This window comes from Kineosporia succinea, from assembly GCF_030811555.1.
Taxonomy (GTDB): Bacteria; Actinomycetota; Actinomycetes; order Actinomycetales; family Kineosporiaceae; genus Kineosporia; species Kineosporia succinea.
The window spans coordinates 2987279-3007581 of record NZ_JAUSQZ010000001.1; the positions used below are offsets into that span (position 1 = coordinate 2987279).

Annotated in this window: 15 protein-coding genes; 8 read left to right on the plus strand and 7 right to left on the minus strand. The window is 71.2% G+C overall.

Going from position 1 to position 20303, the window contains the following annotated elements:
- Positions 1 to 80 precede the first annotated feature (80 nt).
- Positions 81 to 1118: an S-adenosylmethionine:tRNA ribosyltransferase-isomerase gene (locus tag J2S57_RS13080; RefSeq protein ID WP_307242136.1), complete on the minus strand. Its 1038-nt coding sequence runs from the start codon at positions 1116 to 1118 to the stop codon at positions 81 to 83.
- Positions 1115 to 1810 carry an SDR family NAD(P)-dependent oxidoreductase gene (locus J2S57_RS13085; RefSeq protein WP_307242138.1) on the minus strand — a complete coding sequence of 232 codons (696 nt, stop codon included), beginning with the start codon at positions 1808 to 1810 and terminating at the stop codon, positions 1115 to 1117. The genes J2S57_RS13080 and J2S57_RS13085 overlap by 4 nt, the downstream gene beginning before the upstream one ends.
- Positions 1811 to 1892: 82 nt before the next feature.
- On the opposite strand from J2S57_RS13085, the gene soxR reads away from it, so the two are divergent.
- Both soxR and J2S57_RS13095 read left to right on the plus strand, forming a co-directional pair.
- Positions 1893 to 2372 (plus strand): redox-sensitive transcriptional activator SoxR, encoded by a 480-nt coding sequence (gene soxR, locus J2S57_RS13090; RefSeq protein WP_307242140.1) that lies wholly within the window; start codon positions 1893 to 1895, stop codon positions 2370 to 2372.
- 848 nt (positions 2373 to 3220) lie between these two features.
- A complete protein-coding gene (locus J2S57_RS13095; protein WP_307242142.1) occupies positions 3221 to 4792 on the plus strand; it encodes an ATP-binding protein in 1572 nt (523 codons plus the stop codon).
- 114 nt (positions 4793 to 4906) lie between these two features.
- On the opposite strand, the gene J2S57_RS13100 is transcribed toward J2S57_RS13095, so the two are convergent.
- A complete protein-coding gene (locus J2S57_RS13100) occupies positions 4907 to 6601 on the minus strand; it encodes a Na+/H+ antiporter (protein WP_307242144.1) in 1695 nt (564 codons plus the stop codon).
- Positions 6602 to 6832: 231 nt separating this feature from the next.
- Here J2S57_RS13100 and J2S57_RS13105 point away from each other — a divergent pair, with 231 nt between their 5' ends.
- Both J2S57_RS13105 and J2S57_RS13110 read left to right on the plus strand, forming a co-directional pair.
- A complete protein-coding gene (locus J2S57_RS13105; protein WP_307242147.1) occupies positions 6833 to 7312 on the plus strand; it encodes a MarR family winged helix-turn-helix transcriptional regulator in 480 nt (159 codons plus the stop codon).
- 27 nt (positions 7313 to 7339) lie between these two features.
- Positions 7340 to 8629, plus strand: a complete 1290-nt coding sequence (locus J2S57_RS13110) for an MFS transporter (RefSeq protein ID WP_307242149.1) — start codon at positions 7340 to 7342, stop codon at positions 8627 to 8629.
- A 10-nt stretch (positions 8630 to 8639) separates the two neighbouring features.
- Here J2S57_RS13110 and J2S57_RS13115 read toward each other — a convergent pair whose 3' ends face one another.
- The gene (locus J2S57_RS13115; protein ID WP_307242152.1) at positions 8640 to 9830 is read right to left on the minus strand and encodes an MFS transporter; all 1191 of its coding nucleotides are present in this window, start codon (positions 9828 to 9830) and stop codon (positions 8640 to 8642) included.
- Positions 9830 to 10438 carry a TetR/AcrR family transcriptional regulator gene (locus J2S57_RS13120; protein ID WP_307242154.1) on the minus strand — a complete coding sequence of 203 codons (609 nt, stop codon included), beginning with the start codon at positions 10436 to 10438 and terminating at the stop codon, positions 9830 to 9832. The genes J2S57_RS13115 and J2S57_RS13120 overlap by 1 nt, the downstream gene beginning before the upstream one ends.
- 432 nt (positions 10439 to 10870) lie before the next feature.
- On the opposite strand from J2S57_RS13120, the gene J2S57_RS13125 reads away from it, so the two are divergent.
- Positions 10871 to 11194: a histone-like nucleoid-structuring protein Lsr2 gene (locus tag J2S57_RS13125; RefSeq protein ID WP_307242156.1), complete on the plus strand. Its 324-nt coding sequence runs from the start codon at positions 10871 to 10873 to the stop codon at positions 11192 to 11194.
- Positions 11195 to 11245: 51 nt separating this feature from the next.
- Here J2S57_RS13125 and J2S57_RS13130 read toward each other — a convergent pair whose 3' ends face one another.
- On the minus strand, positions 11246 to 12454 hold the full coding sequence (locus J2S57_RS13130; RefSeq protein ID WP_307242158.1) for an MFS transporter: 1209 nt from the start codon (positions 12452 to 12454) through the stop codon (positions 11246 to 11248).
- A gap of 119 nt (positions 12455 to 12573) precedes the next feature.
- Here J2S57_RS13130 and J2S57_RS13135 point away from each other — a divergent pair, with 119 nt between their 5' ends.
- Together J2S57_RS13135 and J2S57_RS13140 are read left to right on the plus strand one after the other, a co-directional pair.
- The gene (locus J2S57_RS13135; RefSeq protein ID WP_307242161.1) at positions 12574 to 13140 is read left to right on the plus strand and encodes a TetR/AcrR family transcriptional regulator; all 567 of its coding nucleotides are present in this window, start codon (positions 12574 to 12576) and stop codon (positions 13138 to 13140) included.
- Between the two features lie 73 nt (positions 13141 to 13213).
- The gene (locus J2S57_RS13140; protein ID WP_307242164.1) at positions 13214 to 14530 is read left to right on the plus strand and encodes a serine/threonine-protein kinase; all 1317 of its coding nucleotides are present in this window, start codon (positions 13214 to 13216) and stop codon (positions 14528 to 14530) included.
- 61 nt (positions 14531 to 14591) lie between these two features.
- On the opposite strand, the gene J2S57_RS13145 is transcribed toward J2S57_RS13140, so the two are convergent.
- Positions 14592 to 15242, minus strand: coding sequence for an FMN-dependent NADH-azoreductase (locus J2S57_RS13145; protein WP_307242167.1), 651 nt, complete (start codon positions 15240 to 15242; stop codon positions 14592 to 14594).
- A gap of 257 nt (positions 15243 to 15499) precedes the next feature.
- Between J2S57_RS13145 and J2S57_RS13150 the strand changes: the two genes are divergently transcribed.
- Positions 15500 to 20188 (plus strand): hypothetical protein, encoded by a 4689-nt coding sequence (locus J2S57_RS13150; RefSeq protein ID WP_307242169.1) that lies wholly within the window; start codon positions 15500 to 15502, stop codon positions 20186 to 20188.
- Positions 20189 to 20303 lie beyond the last annotated feature (115 nt).

Consider the following 20303-nt stretch of genomic DNA (forward strand, 5'->3'; position numbering starts at 1 on the left):
CTTCCGACTCCCCACCGCATCGTCGTGAGCCCGAACGGGCTACAGGGTGATTTGTGGACGACGCCTCTCTCACCCTGGGGTTACGGAAGGAGCAGGCAGCTGTCCCCGAACTCGTGCCACAGGTATCCGGCGTCCACCGCGTGCCGGTAGGCCCGCTGCACGAGACCCGCTCCCGCGACCGCCTCGAGCATCAGCAGGTGCGAGGCCTCCGGGTCGTGCCACCCGGTGACGAGACCCTGCACCGCCCGCACCCCGCGATCCGGGGTGATGACGAGATCTGTCCAGCCTTGCGCCTTTCGGACTCGGCCGTCCGGCCCGGTCGCCGACTCCAGCGCACGGGTGACGGTCGTACCCACAGCGACCACGCGTCCACCCGTCCGGCGGGTCCAGTTCACCAGTTCCGCGGTCGAATCCGGCACCCGGTAGGGCTCGGCGGGCGGGCTCTCGCCGCTCTCCAGCGACGAGACCCCGGCGTGCAGGGTGATCGGGGCGAACCGGACGCCCCGTGACACCAGACGGGTCACCAGATCGGGGGTGAACGGACGCCCGGCACTGGGCATCTCGGCACTGGCGCCGAGGTCGCCGGGGTCGGCGAACACCGTCTGGTAGTTCTCGAGCGGCCAGGGCCGGTCGAGGTAGCCGTAGCGAATCGGGCGGGCCGGCAGAGAATTGAGGACGAGTCGGACCGGTTGCGTACGCCAGAGCCGGACCCAGCCCTCGGGGGTCGCGGGACCGTGCGGGCCCTCCAGCCGGATCACCGGCCCGCCGTCGAGCCGCACCTCGTCACCGGGCTCGCACGTGCGCACCTGATCCGCAGCGCCCGGGGCGCTGCGGATCTCCACCACCCAGGCGCCGTCGGCCAGTTCGGTGGCCAGGTGCACCACCACCGGGCCGAACCGGCTGTGCTCACCGTCGACCGCGCCGGCGCGGGTGGCCGAGGTGTTGACGACGAGCAGGTCCCCCGGCCGCAGGTGGTCGGTGAGATCGTGGAAGGTGCTGTCCTGCAGCTTGTCCGGCGTGGCGATCAGGAGCCGCACGCCGTCGCGGGGCAGGCCCCGGGCCTCGGCCGGTTCGGTGGCCTCGGCGTTCGGGCGGGGAGTGAAGGTCACGGCGCTCATGCGGACACCTCCGTCGTCTTCAGGTCGTCTGCGCTGTAGCGACCGTTGGACGGACGCTCCTCCAGCAGCTTCACGAACGCGGGAACCACGGACTCGGGCAGCGGCCGGTCGGAGATGTCCTCGTCCGGAAAGGCCGCCTGGTGCATGGGGGTTCGCAGGTCGCCGGGATCGAACGAGTACACCCGCACGCTGCCCGTGCACTCGGCGCCCAGCACCGCGCCGATCTGCTCCAGTGCGGCCTTGGTGGCGCCGTATCCACCCCAGCCCGGGTAGACGGCGCTCGCCGCGTCGGAGGTGATGTTGACGATCGTGCCGTCCCGTTCGGCCAGGATCGGCAGGGCCAGCTGGATCAGGCCGAGCGGCGCCACCACGTTGACGGTGAACAGGTCTTCCAGTGAGCTGAGCGGGAACTCGCCCAGGGCCGGCAGCGGACTCGGACCCAGCCCGCCCGCGTTGTTGACGAGCAGGTCGAGGCCGCCGAGTTCGGTGCAGGCGGCGATCAGCTCGCGGCGGTGACGGGAGTCGGTCACGTCACCCGGGTGGCGGTGCACGTTCGGGTACGGGGCGAGGGCCTTGGTGAGCCGGGAAGCGCCCCGGGCATCCACGACGACGTCCCAGCCGGCGTCGGCGAGGGCGGCGGCCAGAGCCCTCCCCAGGCCGCTGGAGGCGCCGGTGACGAGTGCGACAGGCATGTCTTCTCCTGATGGATAGCTGTTTTCGCTTCCCCCTCATCGTGGTAGTTAAATTCAACTTCATGTCTAGTACTCTGGGGGCATGACTTCGGACGCGAAGCCGCGCGCCGATCAGCTGCTCACCATCGGCGAGCTGACACGCCGCAGCGGCCTGGCTGCCTCGGCGCTGCGGTTCTACGAGCGCGAGGGCCTGATCACGGCCACCCGCACCTCCGGCGGGCAGCGGCGCTACGAGAGGGCGGTGCTGCGGCGGCTGGCCTTCATCCGGGCGGCGCGCAGTGTCGGGCTCTCGCTCGACGAGGTGCGCGAGGCCCTCGAACGCCTCCCCGCCTCCCGCACCCCCACCAAGGCCGACTGGACCGCCATCTCGCGCTCCTGGTCCAGGCGTCTCGACGAGCAGATCGAAGCCCTCACCGCCCTGCGCGACAAGCTCGACTCGTGCATCGGCTGCGGCTGCCTGTCCCTGGCCCGGTGCCGCATCAGCAACGCCGAGGACCTCGCCGCCCAGGCCGGCCCCGGCGCCGCCTACCTCCCGCCGGCCCTGCGCCGCCCCACCCCCTGACCCGGAGAACGCCGCCCATCAGTCCTGCGCCGACCCGCCCCTGGCCGGGAGAGCCTCGCCCGCCTACCTCCCGCGGAGTCCTGCGCCGCCCCATCCCCTGGCCCGGACTACCCCGCCCTGCGTCACTCCTGACCGTGGTCCTGCGCCGGCTCGGAGGTGGGTGTCCTGCACTGCTTCCTCCCTGGTCACCGGCGCAGCGGCTGGTCCCGTCCGCCGCTTCCTGATGAAGCTGCGACGGAACGGATCTCCGCACCCGGCCGACTCGGCGCACGGTGTCAGAAGCGGCGATGTGCGACCGCGCCGGAACAGCACCCCCTATACCGATTGGGTATAGGGGGGAGTGTTGTCCTCGGCTGTGCTCGTGACCGAGCGGCGCCCCGCCCTTCACCTCTCGCGAGACGAGGACGAACCTCCCCGGCCGTTCCGCCGCTCGTTCCGTGGGCCGTTCCCTGGGCCGTTCCGTGGGCCGTTCCGTGGGCCGTTCCGTGGGCCGTTCCGTGGGCCGTCCGCCGTCCGCCGTCCGCCGTGGGCCGTCTGCCGGCCGCCGTCCGCCGGCCGGCCTGGTCAAGGTCCTCAGATCCCGCGTCCAAAGTTTCGGCCCGGGCCCCGCCCGGAAGGGGACGGTGGACGTTACCCGCAGGGCAACAGGCCGAACGGCCCCTTCCGGGCCGAGTCTCGGCGATTCTGCGTGGACGCCCCCCGCGGTCGGGTGTTTACTGATCACCGCATCCGCCAGCGGCCGGTTCGGCCGAGCTGACCGGCGGCGCTGCGCGACGTGTGTGTCAGGGGGACGCGGACGTCGGCCGGGCCGCTGCCGCCGGCGTCATCACGACGGGGGAAAACGTTTCGTGACCAGGAGCTTTCGGCTGCTCATCATCGAGGACCAGCCGGTCGACGCGGAGCTCATGGTGGCCGAGCTGGTGCGGGCCGGGTTCGGGCCGGACTGGACCCGGGTCGATGGCCTCGACACCATGATGGCCGCCCTCGACCCACCGCCCGGCGTCATTCTGTGCGACTACTCGCTCCCCGGCCTCGACGCCCCGACCGTGCTCGCCAAGCTGCATGAGCTGCAGCTCGAGGTGCCGGTGATCGTGGTCAGCGGCCAGATGGACGAGGAGACCTGCGTGAAGTCGCTGCGCCTGGGCGCGGTCGACTACCTGCTGAAAGACCGGCTGACCCGACTCGGCCCGGCCGTCGAGCACGCCCTGGCCACCCGCCGTCTCACCGCCGAGAAGCGCGAGGCCGAGCGCCGCGAGCGGGAGACCGCCGCGATCCTGTCCGGCCTGGTGAACCACTCGCCGGCGGCGATCAGCGTGAAGGCCGTGGACGGGCGCTACCTGCTGGTGAACCGGCAGTTCGAGCTGCTCTGCGGTCTGGCCCCGGGCACGCTCATCGGCCGCATCGACGCGGAGATCTTCCCGGCCGAGAAGGCTCGGGAGATGACCGAACTCGACGCCCGCTGCCTGCACACCTCGATCGTCGTGGAGCGCGAGGAGGAGTTCGACGGGCGCAGCCTGCTCTGCGTGCGCTACCCGATCAGCGACGACGAGGGCGAGATCTTCGGCATCGGCGCGATCTACACCGAGATCACCCGGCAGAAGCGGGTGGAGTCAGACCTGCGCGCGGCCCGGGCCGACATCATGTCGCGGGCCGAGAAGCTCGCCGCCGGCAACAACCAGTTGCGCGAGATGGACCGGATGAAGACGGATTTCGTCGCGGCGGTGAGCCATGAGCTGCGCAACCCGCTGACGTCGGTGCGTGGCTACGTGGAGATGCTGCGCGACGGTGGGACGGCCATGGATCCCGAACTCAGCCACAAGTTCCTCGACATCATCGATCGCAACTCCGCCAACGTCCTCAGTCTGGTCGAAGATCTTCTGGTGCTCAGCCGAACCGACTCCGGGCGCGCGGGATCCGGCCAGTTCCAGGACATCTCGTTCCCCGACCTGGTCTCCTCGGCGGTGGCGACGGTCGAGCCCGCCGCCCGCCAGGCCGGGATGACGATCCGGGTGCGGGTGGGGGAGCGCCTGCCCGGTGTGCTCGGTGACCCCTCGCAGCTGGAGCGGGTGCTGGTGAACCTGCTGAGCAACGCCGTGAAGTTCTCCCCCCTGCCCACGAACCCGGGGGCCCGTCCGCTGGGCGGGCGACCGGACGTCATCCATCTGCAGGTGATCGCCATCCCGGCCGGCGTGCGGCTGGAGGTGCGCGACCCGGGCATCGGCATCCCGCAGGCCGAGCAGGTGAAGCTGTTCACCCGCTTCTTCCGGGCGAGTTCGGCCACCGCGCGCGGTATTCCGGGCACTGGGCTGGGGCTGGCGGTGGTGAAGGGCGTGGTGGACGCGCACCGCGGCACCATCCGCGTCGACTCGGCCCCGGGCCGCGGGACCACGATGACGGTGGACCTGCCCGCCCAGAAATGACCCGGCCCAGAAAACGACCCTGGCTCAGAAACGACTCCGGCCCAGAAAATGATCCCGGCCCGGACATGACGAAGGGGTGGACCATCGAGGTCCACCCCTTCTCCACCGCGAGAGCTACATCCGGGCCGCGTAGGTCCCGGCCGTGGCTGCCTCTTCGTAGTCGAGCTGCTCGAGCAGGTCGCGCAGCACCTCGTCCTCCAGGTTGCCCGCGTCTCGTTCGGCGATCAGCGCCTCGCGCTGCGCCGTGAGCATGCGCTGACGCAGCACCTTCACGGCCCGGGTCAGGTCCTTGCGGGCCAGTTCGCGCTGCGCCGGATCGTCTTCGTCCTCGGGCAGCAGGTCTTCACGCGTCTCCTGGGCGTGCCGGAAACGCTCGGCGATCCCGGCCAGCAGCGCCGGGTCACAGCCGTCCGGCGGGTCGGCGAGGGTGTCCTGAACCGCCTTGCGGGACGCGGCCCGGGCCACCTCACGCGCGTACGTGCGCTCCTGCATCTCCTTGGTGTGCTCCACCTCGCCCGACACGTCGAGCCGCTTCACCAGGATCGGCAGGGTCAGGCCCTGGATGAGCAGCGTGCCCACGGCCACCACGAACGCGGTGAACTGCAGCACCGAACGGCCCGGGAACTCCTGGCCGCTCTCGGTCAGGGCCGGCACACCGGCGGCCGCGGCCAGGGTGACCACGCCCCGCATACCGGTCCAGGAGAGCAGGGCGTTGGTCTGCCACGTCGCCCCGCGCGGGCCGACCTTGTCGGTGGCGGTCCTGAGCCCGGCCGCGATCTTCGCGTTCTCCGGTGCGGGCTGGGTGTTCAGGCGCTGCCGCACCATGCTCTTCACGCTGGCGAAGGCGAAGATGAACACGGGACGGATCACCATCACCGTGAGCAGCACCAGCAGCGACGCCAGCAGCACGGTGCCGACCGGCTCGTGGTGGGTGCCGAACACGTCGTCGATGATGAAGCTCATCTGCAGGCCCATGTAGGCGAACACGAAGGCCTCGAGCAGGGCGTCGATCGAACGCCAGAGCTGACGTTCCTGCAGGCGCGTGGCGTATCCGGCCTTGGTCGAGTTGTGCCCGACCCAGAAACCGGCCATGACCACCGCGAGCACACCGGAACCGTGCAGCTCCTCGGCCAGCAGGTAGGCCGAGAACGGCACGACCAGGCCGAGAACCGTCTCCAGGCCCGGATCGTGCAGGCGCTTGCGGATCCACAGCACGACCACGGCCAGCACCAGGCCGACCAGGGTGCCGACGACCGAGGTGTAGACGAAGAACAGCACCGGGTTGTCGACCACCGTGTGACTGCCGGTCACCGCCGCCACACCCACGCTGAACAGGGTCAGGGCGGCGGCGTCGTTGATCAGGCTCTCGCCGGTGAGGATCGTCATGACCCGGCTGGGCACACCCAGGGATCTTCCGATGGCCACGGCGGTGACGGCGTCGGGCGGGCCGACCACCGCCCCCAGCACCAGGGCCGCACCGAACGTCATCTCGGGCACGGCCCAGAAGGCGACACCGCCCACGGCGAACGCGGTGACGAGCACCAGCACCACACCGAGGCGCAGGATGGGCTGGATGTTCTGCACGAAGCTGGGCACCGAGAAGTCCAGCGCCGTGGAGTACAGCAGAGGCGGCAGCACGATGCCGAGGATGATGTGCGCATCCAGCTCGAGCCGCGGCATGCCGGGGATGTACGAGGCGGCCAGGCCGACGACCAGCACCACGAGCGGGGGCTGGAGCCCTCGTCGATGGGCCAGTCCGGTGACCGCGATCGCCGCGATCACCACCAGCAGCAACTGAACGCCGTTCATTGTCTCGTCCTCCCGAGGGCCATGAGGGGTCATCGAAAAAGTCCGAGCAGAACCCAAGTCATCCCGCAGGAGTGGGAGAGAGGTCCGCAGTGCCGGGATGCGTGAATCACCCGGACGCCGACGAGGTAGGGCCTCTGACCAGGCCACCAATCCTATCGGTTTCGTTCGACAACCATCGAACCGGGTTCGGTGCATCGGCAAGTTATATAAATCAGTGATACAACTAGGGACGTGCCTGTCACCTCCGACGCGTCTGCCGCCTCCACTGCCGTCCCGGCTTCCGAGAAGGCCGACGACGACCTGATCGAACTCGCGGCCTCGCTCGACGGACTGCTCTCGTTCGTCCGCCGCAACACGCCCCCGAGCGGCTGGAGCATGACGGCGCGCACCACCGTCGCCCGGCTGGCGGGCGGCGGCCCGGCCCGGGTCTCCGACCTGGCCAAGCTCGAGGGCGTCACCCAGCCCGCGATGACGGGGCTGGTGAACCGGCTCGAGGGCGAGGGGCTGGTGCGGCGGGAACCGGACCCGAGCGACGCCCGGGCCTGGCTGGTCGAGCTCACCGAGAGCGGGCACGCGTTCGTCCTCGCGCGCCGGGCCCAGCGCACCCGCATGCTCGCGGAGCGGATGGAGCTGCTCGACCCGGCCGACCAGGCCGCCCTGCTGGCGGCGGGTCCGGCCATCGCCCGGCTGGTGCAGTCAAACCCCTTGTGAAATACCTCGATTGAGGAGTTCTCCCGGATGTCTTCGTCCCACGGCCCGGCGCCGTCACCGTTCAAGCAGCCTCGCGCGGTCTGGGCGGTCGCGTTCGCCTGCGTCGTCTCGTTCATGGGCATCGGCCTGGTCGACCCGATCCTGCCGGTGCTCGCCGAACAGCTCGACGCCACCCGCAGCCAGGTCTCGCTGCTGTTCACCAGCTACCTCGTCGTGACGGCCGTGGCCATGCTGATCACCGGCTGGGTCTCCAGCCGGCTCGGGGCCAAGCGCACCTTGATCATCGGCCTCGCCCTGATCGTCGTGTTCTCGCTGCTGGCCGGGTTCTCCGGCACCATCAACCAGATCGTCGGCTTCCGGGCCGGCTGGGGCCTGGGCAACGCACTCTTCATCGCCACCTCCCTCGCGGTGATCGTGGCCAGCTCCAGCGGCGGCTTCGCCGGCGCCATCGTGATGTACGAGTCGGCGCTCGGTCTCGGCATCGCGGCCGGCCCGCTGGTGGGCGGTCTGCTCGGTGACATCAGCTGGCGCGGGCCGTTCTTCGGGGTGGCCGTGCTGATGACGATCGCCCTGGTCGCCACCGCGTTCCTGCTGCCCCCCACCCCGAAACCGGAGCACCCGAGCTCGATCTCGGCCCCGCTCACGGCCCTGCGGCACCGCGGCCTGCTCACCATGGGCCTGACCGGTCTGCTCTACAACTGGGGCTTCTTCACGCTGCTGGCCTACTCGCCGTACCTGATGAACCTCAGCGCGATCCAGCTCGGCTTCGTCTTCTTCGCCTGGGGTCTGCTGCTGGCGGCCTTCGCGGTCTTCGGCGCTCCCTGGCTGCAGGCCCGGTTCGGCACGGCCCGCACCCTGTACGGAAACTTCGTGCTGCTGGCCGTCGACCTGGCCGTCATCGGGTTCGGGCACAACTCACCGGCCACGGTCATCGTGGCGGTGATCGTCGCCGGCGCTTTCCTCGGCATCAACAACACGCTGGTCACCCAGGCCGTGATGATGGTGTCGCCGGTGGAGCGCCCGGTGGCCTCGGCCTCGTACGGTTTCGTGCGGTTCATCGGCGGTGGCCTGGCCCCGTACTTCGCGGGCAAGCTGGCCGAGAGCTTCAACGACGCCATCCCGTTCTACGTCGGCGCCGGCGCGGTGGTGCTGGCCCTGATCGTGTTCTCCACCGGCCGGTCGATGATCGACGCGGCCGACCGCAAGATGCTCGGTGACGGCGAGACCCTCGAAGGCGCCGAGGGTCTGGAGTCGCTGGGGGGCGCGGACACGGTCGACGGCGCGGCGGACCTGCACCCGGGCGCGGCCCGGGCCTGAGCGAGGTCGCTCAGACGGACGACGAAGCGGGCCGGGGTGCGAACGCGGCCGCCAGTGCCAGCACCGCCCCGGCCAGCAGTACGGCCAGCAGGAATCCGGCCCGCATCCCGAATCCGCTGCCGATCGCCCCGATCAGCGCGGCACCCAGCAGTGCGCCCAGGTAGTTGAAGACGTTGAGCCGGGCCACCAGCTGATCGGCGTGCGGGCGGTCGCGGGCCCGGGCCCCGGCGGCGGCGAAGCAGAGCGGGGGCACCACGGCCAGACCCAGCCCGGTCAGGGCGAAACCGGCGATGGCGAAAGCCGGTTCGGGAGCGGCCACGATGACCAGGGTGCCGGCCAGGCCGAGCAGGGCGCCTAGCCGCACCACGGTCACCGCCCCCACACGTTGCACGGCCTGGTCTCCGGCCAGCCGGGAAACCAGGGCCAGGGCCTGGTAGGCGCCGTAGGCCAGGGGGGCCACGCTGTCGGTCGAGGTCAGCGTGTCGGTCAGGTAGATGGCGCCCCAGCTGGAGGCCCCGGAGTCGACGGCCCAGTACGCCGCCATGGCCAGTCCGAGCGCGAGAAGGGGCCCGCGGGTGAGGAATCCGGGATCGCGCTCCGGTTCGCCGGAGACGCCGGGCAGAGCCGAGGTCGTCACCGGCAACAGCCAGGCCCCCGGCCCACCCGCGATCAGCGCCACCACCCCGGCGGCGAACGCCACCGACAGCCCCAGGTCGAGCGAGACGTGTTCGCTCAGCGCCACGTACAGCGCTCCCACGATCGCCGCCGCGCTCCAGGCCGCGTGGAACGAGTTGATGACGCTGCGCCCGTACCGGTGCTGCACCGCCACACCCTGCATGTTCGACGCCGCGTCGACCCCGCCCAGCGCCACCCCGTAGACCGCGAAAGCCCCCACGAAGAGCCCGAACTGTGTACTGAGCCCGATCACGGCGGCGGCGGCCGCGGCGAGAGCCAGTGAGGCCCGCAGCGCGACCCGGCTGGAGCTGCGCGCCGCCAGAGCCTCACTGGCCAGGCTGCCCACCCCGGCGATGAGCGTGACCATCACGATGATCAGCGTGACCGAGCCGTCGGAGAGCCCGAAACGGTCCTTGAACTGCGGCAGATGGGTCAGCAGCACGGTGAACAGCAGGCCCTGGGCCACGAACGCGGACGACACCGCGAGGCGGGCCCGAACGTCGGAGGTGTCCGGGCCCGGGCTCATCAGTGCGCCATCGTCGACAGCAGCCGGGCCACGTCGCCGAGCCGTCTCAGCGCCGCGTCGGAGTCCTTGTCCACCAGCCAGCGCAGCGTGGCCCCGTCGATCGCCATCACCGCGACGCTCGCCACCTCGTACACGTCGCGGTCCCAGGTGACGCCGACCAGGTCGGCCACGTGCTGCAGCACCCGGCCGCAGGAGCCCACGGTGCTGTCGTACTGCTGCTGGGCCACGTCGTTGAGCCGGGGCTCGCGCAGCGCCCGGGTGGTGATCTCGTAGGTCAGCAGCTGCCGGCCGGGCGCCGCCTCGTGCAGGTCCCACAGACGTTTCAGGGCCGCGAGAAGGGCCGGCTCCAGTGAGTCCACCTGATCGGGTGGGGACGGCTCGAACGGCCGGTCGGCGGCCTCGGCCGTGTCCTCGGCGATCCGGGCGGCCATCGCGACGGTGAGGTCGTCTTTCGTGGCGAAGCAGTACGAGACGAGGCCCAGCGAGACGCCGGCCTCGGACGCGACCCGGCGGGCGGTCACGGCCGCCACACCCTCGCGCTCACCGATGGCGAGGCCGGTGTCGATGAGTTGCCGACGCCGGTCTGCGATCGGTCGGTATGCCCGCATGGCGCAAGTCAAGACAGGAACGTCAGTGCAAGTCAATGATGGTTTCACCCTGTCTGATGCCGTCGAAAGTATCGGGTCATGGCCGGACGTGACAAAGGCGTCGCAGAAAGTGATCGGCCGAACTGCGGACTTCTCCTCCTCGCCCGGGTGGCGGCTCAGGAAATGGCGCCGGCCGACCGAATGAGTTTCCATCCGTTGTCCTTTTCCGGCCAGCACTCAAGTGCGGAAGAGGGAAAAAGCCGGGGGAGCGGAACCGTAATCCGCCGCCGATGGGGACGGAAGGGCGGAACGATGAACACGGCCCGGCGGTCGGTGGTCCGGATCCGAAGTTCTGTGATGCCCGGCGGGAAATTCAGTGCGTTGCGCGCGAGATGGGGGAACCGGAATGTGTCGTGCTTTGACTGTGCAGTCAGCAAGCGAAAACATATAGCCATGGCGACCAGGACTCTCACCGAGCTGCTCGACGACATGACCGGGCAGCACGCCGACGAAACGGTGACTTTCGGCCTCGACGGCGTCGAGTACGAGATCGACGTGACGAAGAAGAATGCCGCCGCCCTGCGGAAGGCCTTCGCTCCCTGGCAGGACGCCGCGCGCAGGGTCGGTGGCCGTAAGCAGGGGGCGCCGAAGCGGGTCGCGACCGGGGTCGACAACCGCGCCGTGCGGGCGTGGGCCGCCAGCAACGGATTCGAGCTGTCCGAGCGGGGCCGCATTCCCGCCCACGTGATCGAGCAGTACCAGGCCGCGGGTAACTGAAGTGGCACCGGAAAAGCCGCCGCCCGCATCGGGCGGCGGCTTTTCCGGGTGTCAGCGATTCACCGGCTCCAGCTTTTCCGGAACCGGGTCGGCCGCCCGGGCCACGAAGACCGCCCCGGCCGCGAACACCAGCGGAACGATCAGTGCGCCGCGCAGCCCGTAGTGCTCACCCAGGAATCCCAGCAGCGGCGGCCCGACCAGGAACGCGATGTATCCGACGGTCGCTACCAGCGTGACGCGGGCGGCCGAGTCCGGACCGCTGTCACCGGCCGCGGACAGGGCCACCGGAAAGCCCAGCGACGCGCCGAGTCCCCACAGGATCACGCCCGCCGCGGCGAGTGCCTGCAGGTCGGCGAGGGAGACCAGGGCGAGTCCGGCGGTGGCCGAGATCGCGCTGGCCATCAGGACCCGGCCGCGTCCGTAGCGGTCGATGAAGCGCCCGCCCACGAACCGCCCGACCGTCATCGAGAGGGCGAAGGTCGCGTAGATCGCCGACCCCAGGCCGGCGTCGAAGCCGTGCCCGTCCACCATGAGCAGGGGCAGCCAGTCGTTGGCGGTGCCCTCGGCCAGGGCCATGGCGAGCACGATGGCGCCGATGAGCAGCAGGCGCGTGTCCTTCCACGGCGGCCGGTGCGCCGGGAGGCCGGAGGTGACCGACGCGTCCCCCGTTCGGCTCAACCCCTCGGACTTGCCGGTGCCCGCCGGAATCACCCGGATGGCCCAGCCGAAAAGGGCTGCCGCGAGACCGGTCACGATGACCAGGTGCCAGGTGACGGGGAAGTCGAGGGTGGTGAAGAGGATGCCGATGAGCGCCCCGACGAAGGTGCCCAGGCTGAAGCACCCGTGCAGCATCGGCAGGAACGGGCGCCCGGTGAGCTTCTCCACCTCGGCCCCCTCGACGTTCATGGCCACCTCGCCACCGCCGACGCCCGCCCCGAACAGGAACAGACCGGCCGTCACGAGCAGCGGTTCACCGAGCTGGGCGCCGAGGGCGATGACGGGCAGGCTGACGACGATCGAGGTGGTCCCGGCCGCGATCAGGGGCCGGGCCCCGAATTTCAGCACCAGCGGCCCGGAACTGAGGATCGCGAGCATCGAGCCCACCGACAGGCCGAAGAGCACGAAGCCCATCTCCTGGGTGGTGGCGCCGAGGGCGTCGCGAATGGCCGGCGTGCGCGTCACCCACGACGCGATCGCCACGCCGGGCAGGAAGAACAGGGCGAAGAGCGCCCAGCGGCGCGCATTGATCGGGTTGGTCACGGCTCTCCAGAACCACGGTGGCGCCCAAGGGTGGACGCGTCGGCACGTGGTGTGTACGAACGTCCACACTTGTGTGTACTAAGGTACACACCCACTTACGCTCAGGTAAGGCAGGACGCGTGGCCGGACCCCGAAGAGTCGCGAACGACCCGGAGCGCCGGGAGCGCATCGTCGCCGCCGCCCTCGACGTGATCGTCGAGAACGGGGTGCACCGCACGACGCACCGCCGGATCGCCGCCGCCGCGGGCGTCCCCCTGGGATCCCTCACCTATTACTTCGCCGACCTGACCGAGATCATCGAGGCCGCCTTCCGGCACGTGTTCGTGACCTGGTCGGGCGACATGCACCGGGCGCTGGAGCAGGCGCGGTCCCCGGAGCAGGCGCAGACCGTCGTCGTCGACATGATCTGCGGGGTCACCCACGCCTCGACGCCGGAGATCATCGGGCTGTTCGAGCTCTACTCCTTCGGCAACCACAACGCGGCGGTCGGCGCCATCCGCCGGGACTGGCTGCTGGCGACCCGCGAGAGCCTGATGCTGCACTTCACCGAGCCGACGGTGCGCGCGCTCGACGCGCTGATCGAGGGCTGGCCGATGCACCGGGTCTTCGAGGGCGAACCGCTCGATCGGGACCTGGTCGAACGAACGGTGAAAGCCGTGGTGGAAGCGCTTGAACCAGGCAGTTGAGACCTCCCGAAGTGCCGTCCTCACAGATCACCGGCACAGTGGCACCCGCGGACGGACTCGCGGAGGAGGCAGCGTGCAGGACACCACCCTGGAACGCGGTCCCCAGATGCTCGCCGACCGGTACGCGTTGGGGGACGTGATCGGCAAGGGTGGGATGGGCCTGGTGTACCGGGCCTGGGACTGCGCACTGCATCGCGAGGTCGCGGTGAAGGTGCTCCATCAGATGGCGATGGAGGACGAGGTCAACCGAGCCCGGTTCAGCTCGGAGGCCACCACGCTCGCGCATCTCGATCACCCCGGGCTGGTCGCGCTCTACGACGCCGCGACCCACGGGGACGAGCCCTACATCGCGATGGAACTCGTCGACGGCGAGACCCTGAGCAAACGTTGTCGCCCCGAGCCGATGTCTCCGCGCGACGTCAGCCTGGTCGGCGTCAGCCTCGGTGACGCCCTCGAATACGTGCACTCGCAGCGGATCGTGCACCGCGACCTGAAGCCCAGCAACGTTCTCCTGGGGTACGACGGCTCGATCAAGCTCGGGGACTTCGGGGTGGCCCGCGCGCTGGACTGCGCCGAGCGGCTCACCGGCACGGGTCTCACCATGGGCACCGCCGGATACCTGTCGCCCGAGCAGGTGCGGGGCGAGGAGATCCGCGAGAGCAGCGACATCTATTCGCTGGGGCTGGTTCTCATCGAGGCGCTGAGCGGTCGCCCGGCGTTCGACGGTGACCCGGTCGTGGTCGCGGTGGCCCGGCTCAACCATCCGCCGCGCATCGACGTCGACATCCCGGCGGGCCTCACCGGTCTGCTCACCGCGATGACGGAGAACGATCCCGACCGGCGTCCGGGGGCCGCTGAGGTGGCGGGTCACCTGCGTGAGTTCCGGCGGACGCTGGACGACGCGAGCGGTCCCACGGTCACCGAACTGGTCAATCTGCCGGCACCTCTGCGGACGGCCCCGGAGTCACCTGACGTCGGCGTACCGGCCCGCCCGGCCGCTGCTCGGATGGGTACGCACGACGATGCCGGTGAGGACCGGCCGCACGCCGAGCACCGGCACCGGAGCCGGCCGGTCGGGGCGCTGCAGGCGCTGACCGTGGACTTCGGGCTCTCGGCCCTGCTCGAACCGCCGCCCCGGGAGGCGAGTGAGGCGCCGCTGGGGCGCCACGCGTCCTCAAGCCATTCGGGCCGGGACGCCGACCGGCGCCGCCGGATCGTGCCGCGCACCGATCCGCACGGGATGACCCGGCTCTCGGGTGACCTGCCGCATCGCCGGGACCTGCGCGGACGGCGCCACCGCTGGCCGCGCCGGGCCGTGCTGGGACTGACGGTGCTGACCATCGCCGCGATCGGGTCGGTGCTGGCGGTGGCCCTGCCGCTGGTGGGCTGAGGCTCTCGGGTTCCGGGGTTTCCGGGGTTCCGGTGTCTTGGCCTCAGCCCACGTCAGCCGGCTAGCGGGTGCCGAAGCGCCGGGCCAGTTCGACCATCGCGTCCGAGGCCTTCTGCAGGTCGTCCGCGGCCCGGCCGGCGAACTCGTGCAACGCGGGAAGACGCGTGGCCAGGGTGAGATCGGTGGTGACGGGAACGACGTCCATCCGCATCGAGGTGCCCAGGACCTGCACGATGCTGGGGATCTCGTGGTCGACCGCCTCGCCCGGAGCGCCCGGCCCGTAGGTCGCGCCCCGGCTGGAGACCACGACCACCGGCTTGCCGGCCAGCGGCTCGGTGACCGGCTCGCCCATCGTCGCGGTGACGCCGCCGATGTGCACGTAGTCGATCCAGGCCTTCAGGGTCGACGGGACGCTGTAGTTGTACATCGGCGCCCCGATCACCACGGCGTCCGCGTTCAGCAACTCGTCGACGAGAAGTTTCTGCAGCGCCTCGGCGTCGGCCGGCACGACCTCCTCGGGCGTGCGCAGCCGCGGGGCCCAGTGCAGGGCGCTCGTGGGCAGGTGGGGCAGCGGGTCGACGTGCAGGTCGCGGCGCACGACCACGTGGTCGTCGCTGATCCCGGCCCAGGTGTCGGCGAAGCGGGCGGTGAGGGCACGGCTGACGGAGTGGTGGAGATCGGCGGAGGAGTCGAGATGCAGCAGCGTGGGCACGGGCACGTCCTTACCTGAATCGGGGTCGCCCTGACTGTGCCACGAGGTCGTCGCCGGTGGATCGCCCGGTGGATCCGCGGGGGCCTCGTCCGCTCACCCGATGCCCGGCCTGAGGCGAAAGATCCAGATCGCCGGATCTCTGGTGCTACGGGGCCGTTACGCTAGGCTAGCGATATTTCCATTGGTGCATGTGAAGATGGGGTTCCGCCCATTCATATGAACGTGGTGCGTCTTGTCGGGCAGGCCGGGAGGGCTCGATGAACCTCGTCGGTTATGCGGTGGGTGCGCTGATCGCGGTGGCTCTCGCGATCCAGGCGGTGCGGGCGATCGGCCATGCCCTTTCCGGGTTGTTCGGTGCGATCGGCCAGGCCCTGGTTCTCTGTGTGCAGGTGGGCGTCACGTTCACCTGCATCCTCGTCGCGCTGCTGATCTGGCGGCGCCTGCTCCCGTACTTCCGCGGCAGCTACACCGGGCTGCGCACCAGCCCGGCGTCGCGGGTGGCGTTCGGGCGTGACGAGCAGCTGAGCCGGGCGGCCGGTGAAGGTTCGTTGTCAGGGCTGCTGCCGGTGCGGGTCACGCTGCAGCCCGAAGAGCGCGCGGCCGACGAAGAGACCCCGCCGGCCATCGAGCCGCGGGTGCCCGCGCTGCGCAGCGGCCCGGGCAACGCCTGGCGGCACAAGGGCGAGTGGTCGCCGGCCGACGACCAAGACCGAGCCCCCGACGACCGAGCCCCCGAAGACCGAGCCCCCGAAGACCGCTCCCGCGAGCCCCGGACGCGCGAGGTGCGCGAGGTGCAGGCGCGCGAGGGCAACGGCGAACAGGCCCGCGGGCACGAAGCCGAACCGCCGGTCTCCCGCCGCCCCGAGCCGATCGAGCCGATCGAGCCGGGCCCGGCCGAACGCTCTGGCGCCCCGTCCGCGGGCGCCCCGCCCGCCGCTCTGCCCGCGGGTGCCTCGCCCGCCGCTGTACCCGCGGTCACTACGCCTGCTGCGCCCTCATCCGCGTCTGCTGTGCCCGCCGAGCCCGCCTCGTCTGCTGTGCCCGCCTCGCCTGCTGTGCCCGCCGAGCCCGCCTCGTCTGCTGCGTCCGCCGCGTCTGTGGCTGCCCCGTCTGCTGCGCCTTCGTCGTCGGCCGCCCCACCCTCTGCTCTGCCGGCGGCCGCCACGCCTGCTGCGCCCTCGTCCGCGCCTGCCCCGCCCACCGACGCTTCGCCTGAGGCCCTTCGGGCCGGCACCGCTTCGTCCGGCACCGCTTCGTCGGGCACCGCTTCGTCGGGCACCGCTTCGTCGGGCACCGCTTCGTCGGGCACCGCTTCGTCGGGCACCGCTTCGTCGGGCACCGCTTCGTCGGGCACCGCTTCGTCGGGCACCTCTTCGTCCGGCACCTCCTCGCCTGACACCTCTTCGCCCGAGGCCGCCTCGCCTCCTGCGTCTGCCTCGCCTGCTGCGTCTGCGTCGGGGGCCCTTCCGCCGGGCTCGGCCTCGTCCTCCGCGGCTTCGCCGGTCGCCGAACCAGCTGGGCGAGTCGTCCGTGAGGAAGCGGCCGAGCCGACAGCCTCCGACCCGCTCGACCAGCCCACGGAGCGCCCCGAGCGCGCTGACCGTTCCGAGCACGACGGCAAGACGGGCCTGGCCGGGCTGGTCGCCGGAGCCGCAGCCGCCGGAGCGGCGGCCTTCGCGCGGTTCAAGTCGTCCGAACGCGACGAGCCCCCGGCCGATCCCCAGACCCCCGATCGTGCCGAGCCCCACCCCGAAGACGCCGCCACCACCGAACCCCCGCCGAAAGCAACCGAGCCGGAGCGCGCGCCGAAGCCCGCCACTCCCGCCGTGGTCATCGACACCCAGAACGCCGAACCCCTACCGAGACGCCGCGCCGGCAAGTCCGGAGCCGCGGAAGCCTCTGAGCCCCTGCGCGACCGCACCCAAGACACGCCGCCCCCGGCCGCCTCCCCGGCCGAGAGGCCCAAGGCGTCCGCACCCGCCGACCCCACCGCACCCGCCGACCCCACCGCACCCGCCGACGCCACCGCGCCTGCCGGCTCCAGTTCGTCGGGCGACCGCGCCGCGCGCACCGACCTCACCGGACCCGCGACCCCGGCCGGACCCGTCGCATCGGCCGGGACCACCACATCGGCGGAGGCCACGGGCCACCGAGCTCCTGCCTCGACGCAGCCCCAGGCCTCCGGTACCTCTGGATCCCCCAGGACCACCGCCTCGGCGACCTCCGAGACTTCCGAGACCGTCGCGTCCGCCAACGCGGCCGGGATCAGCTCGCCCGCCGGGATCAGCTCGCTCGCCGGAACCGCTTCGTCTGCCGAGACCTCCGGTGCCACTTCGTCTGCCGGAACTGCTTCGTCTGCCGAGACCACCGGCGCCACCTCGTCTGCCGGGACCGACTCCGCTGCCGGGACCGACGCGTCCGCAAAAACCCCCGCGACCACCCCGTCCCCCGGAATCGATGCCCCCTCGACCGAGACCGCGACGTCCGGTGTGGTTCCCGAAACCGGTGCTGCAGACGATGTTCGGGCTTCGGGGGCAGACGGGCCCATCGTCGTTCCCCAGATCCTTCCCACTCCGGCGAGGCCGAAACCGAGAGATCGGGGCGCCGGGTCCGGTGCGCCGGTGCTCGGCAGTCCGTATGCGGGAGACAGCGACGGCGGCAGCGCCGACCACGAACTCGACCAGGAAGACGAGCGGGCGGCGGAGGCTTCGGACGGTGAGCGTCCGAACCCGGTGCCGGCTCCGGTGAGCGCACTGCGCCGACGGCCGGGAGGAACCCCGGCCCGGCGCACCCAGGAACCGTACGACCCCTCCAAGAACCCTTACCAGGACTCCGACGCCCCCGACGACGAGCTTCCGGTACCGCGGCTGTCGCAGTTGCTGTCGCAGTCCCGTCGTAAGGTGATGGACCGGGCCCGCAAGGTGTTGCCGGGTAACGAGTCTCCCGAGGACGGCACCCCGCAGCCGTCGGACGACTCGCAGGCAAGAGATACGGACAAGCCCCGTCAACCGGGATCCTCGGATGAATCAGCCCGCGTCGGAGACGGTCTGGCCCAAGAACCGTCGGCCGCTGCACGGCCGGAGGTCCGTCCGGGGCGTGAGCGGCGGCCCAGTCTCCGTGAGGTGATGGGGCGCTCGCGGACACCCGACCCGGCCGAGGCTGAGCAACAGTCGGCATCGGGAGAGGCGGATTCGGCCGAAACCTCGGTGGGAGAGGCAAAGTCGGGATCTGTCGCAACTCCGGGGGTGCCTGAGGCGCCTTCCGTCACGTCCGTATCTCCGGACGTGGCGCCGACCTCGCTCACTTCGGCGGCTCCCGGTTCAGTAGCGGGCGCCGTCGAGCCGAAGTCCCGGCCGGGCGCGAAGGATGCCCCCCGGACGAAGCCGACGTCGGAGGCCGTGGCGAGAACTGAGCCTGAGCTGAAGCCGCAGCCTCGATCGAAGCCTGAGCCGAAGCCTGAGCCGAAGCCCGAGCCGAAGCCCGAGCCGAAGCCCGAGCCGAAGCCCGAGCCGAAGCCCGAGCAACAGCTCCGGTCGGAAGCCCCGAGCACGCCGGCCTGGGGCACCCCGGACAGCGCGAGCCGACCGACCCGGGAAGGTGACGGGGAGGATTCGGTGCGGGCGGCGTCCACCATTGACGGGCCCCCGGCCAGCTGGGACGAAAAGCCCTACTCCTTCTTCGGAGTCGGCCCGGACGAGGTCGGCCCCGACGACGAGGGCGCCCTGCGCTTCCCGCCCACCGAACGCGACGACGACCAGGGCGCCGCCCGTACCGAGAGCAATGACGGTCCGGACGAGTCCCTCGAGACCGCCGCCGAGATCGCGGCCGCCGCCGACCTGGCCGAATCGGCCGCCGGACCGCACCGGGAAAAGCCGGACCCCGCGACGACGGACCAACCGGAACCGCAGCAGACCCGACAGCACCGATCCGAGCCGCATCAGGCCGGGCCGCATCAGGCCGGGCCGCATCAGGCCGGGCCGCATCAGGCCGGGCCGCATCAGGCCGGGCCGCATCAGGCCGGGCCGCATCAGGCCGGGCCGCATCAGGCCGGGCCGCATCAGGCCGGGCCGCATCAGGCCGGGCCGGACCAGGCCGGGCCGGACCAGGCCGATCAGGACCAGGCCCCGCCCATCGATGACCCGGCCGCTGAGCCGTCCGCCGAAGACATCCCCGTCCCCCCGCGCACCATCCCCGGCCAGCGTGAGCGGGTGCTGCTGGGCCCCGCTGCCGACGTCCCCGAGCGCACACCCCGGCGTCCGGCCGGGCCCGCCGAGCAGCACGTCCTCAGCATGAAGCCCCACCGCTGCGACCTGCCGCACATCGACCTCGAAGCCCGCCTCGCCGACGAAGACGTCTGCCAGGCCGCCCTCGAACTCGCCGCCGCCCCCGACGACGACCTGGTGCGCCAGACCCTGGTCGACATCCTGGTCAGCGACGGCCGCGCCAGCACCGAGTCCCGCTCCCTGCTGCAGATGAGCTCGCTGCGCGGGTCCGGCGGTGAGGTGGCCAAGATCCTCGACGGCCTCGTTCTCCTGCGCGACCTCAACGCCCGGGCCACCCGCACGACCCCCCGGCAAGAAGGCGAACCCCGTCCGGCCCGCGAGGACGTGGTCTACGCCGTCGCGCCCACCCGCCTCACCCGTCACCTGCTGTCGAACAACGCCGGCTTCACCCGGGCCCTGGTCAACTGGGCCCTGCCTCCCGACGGCGGCGACCGCGCCGAGCACGAGGCTGCGTTCCAGAAGGCCGTCGCGGGCATCCCGAGCGAACTCATCGAGATGATCAAAGACGCCGCCCGCCTGGCCCCGCCGATCTTCGGGCTCCCGATGCGCATCGACCGCAAGCACGGTGTGGTCGTGACACTGCCGGAAGACCAGGCCAACGAGGTGCCCGGCGAGGGGTTCCCGCCGGAGTGGCGCAGCTCCGAGCGCCGCTTCTTCAGCTGACCGGAACCGGAACGCCGAAACCTCAAGATCCACGCTGAGTTCAGCTGGATCTCAGGGCTGTCCGGGTGGGAATTCCAGCCCGGAACAGACTCGATCCTCTGTTCGAGTGCACCGA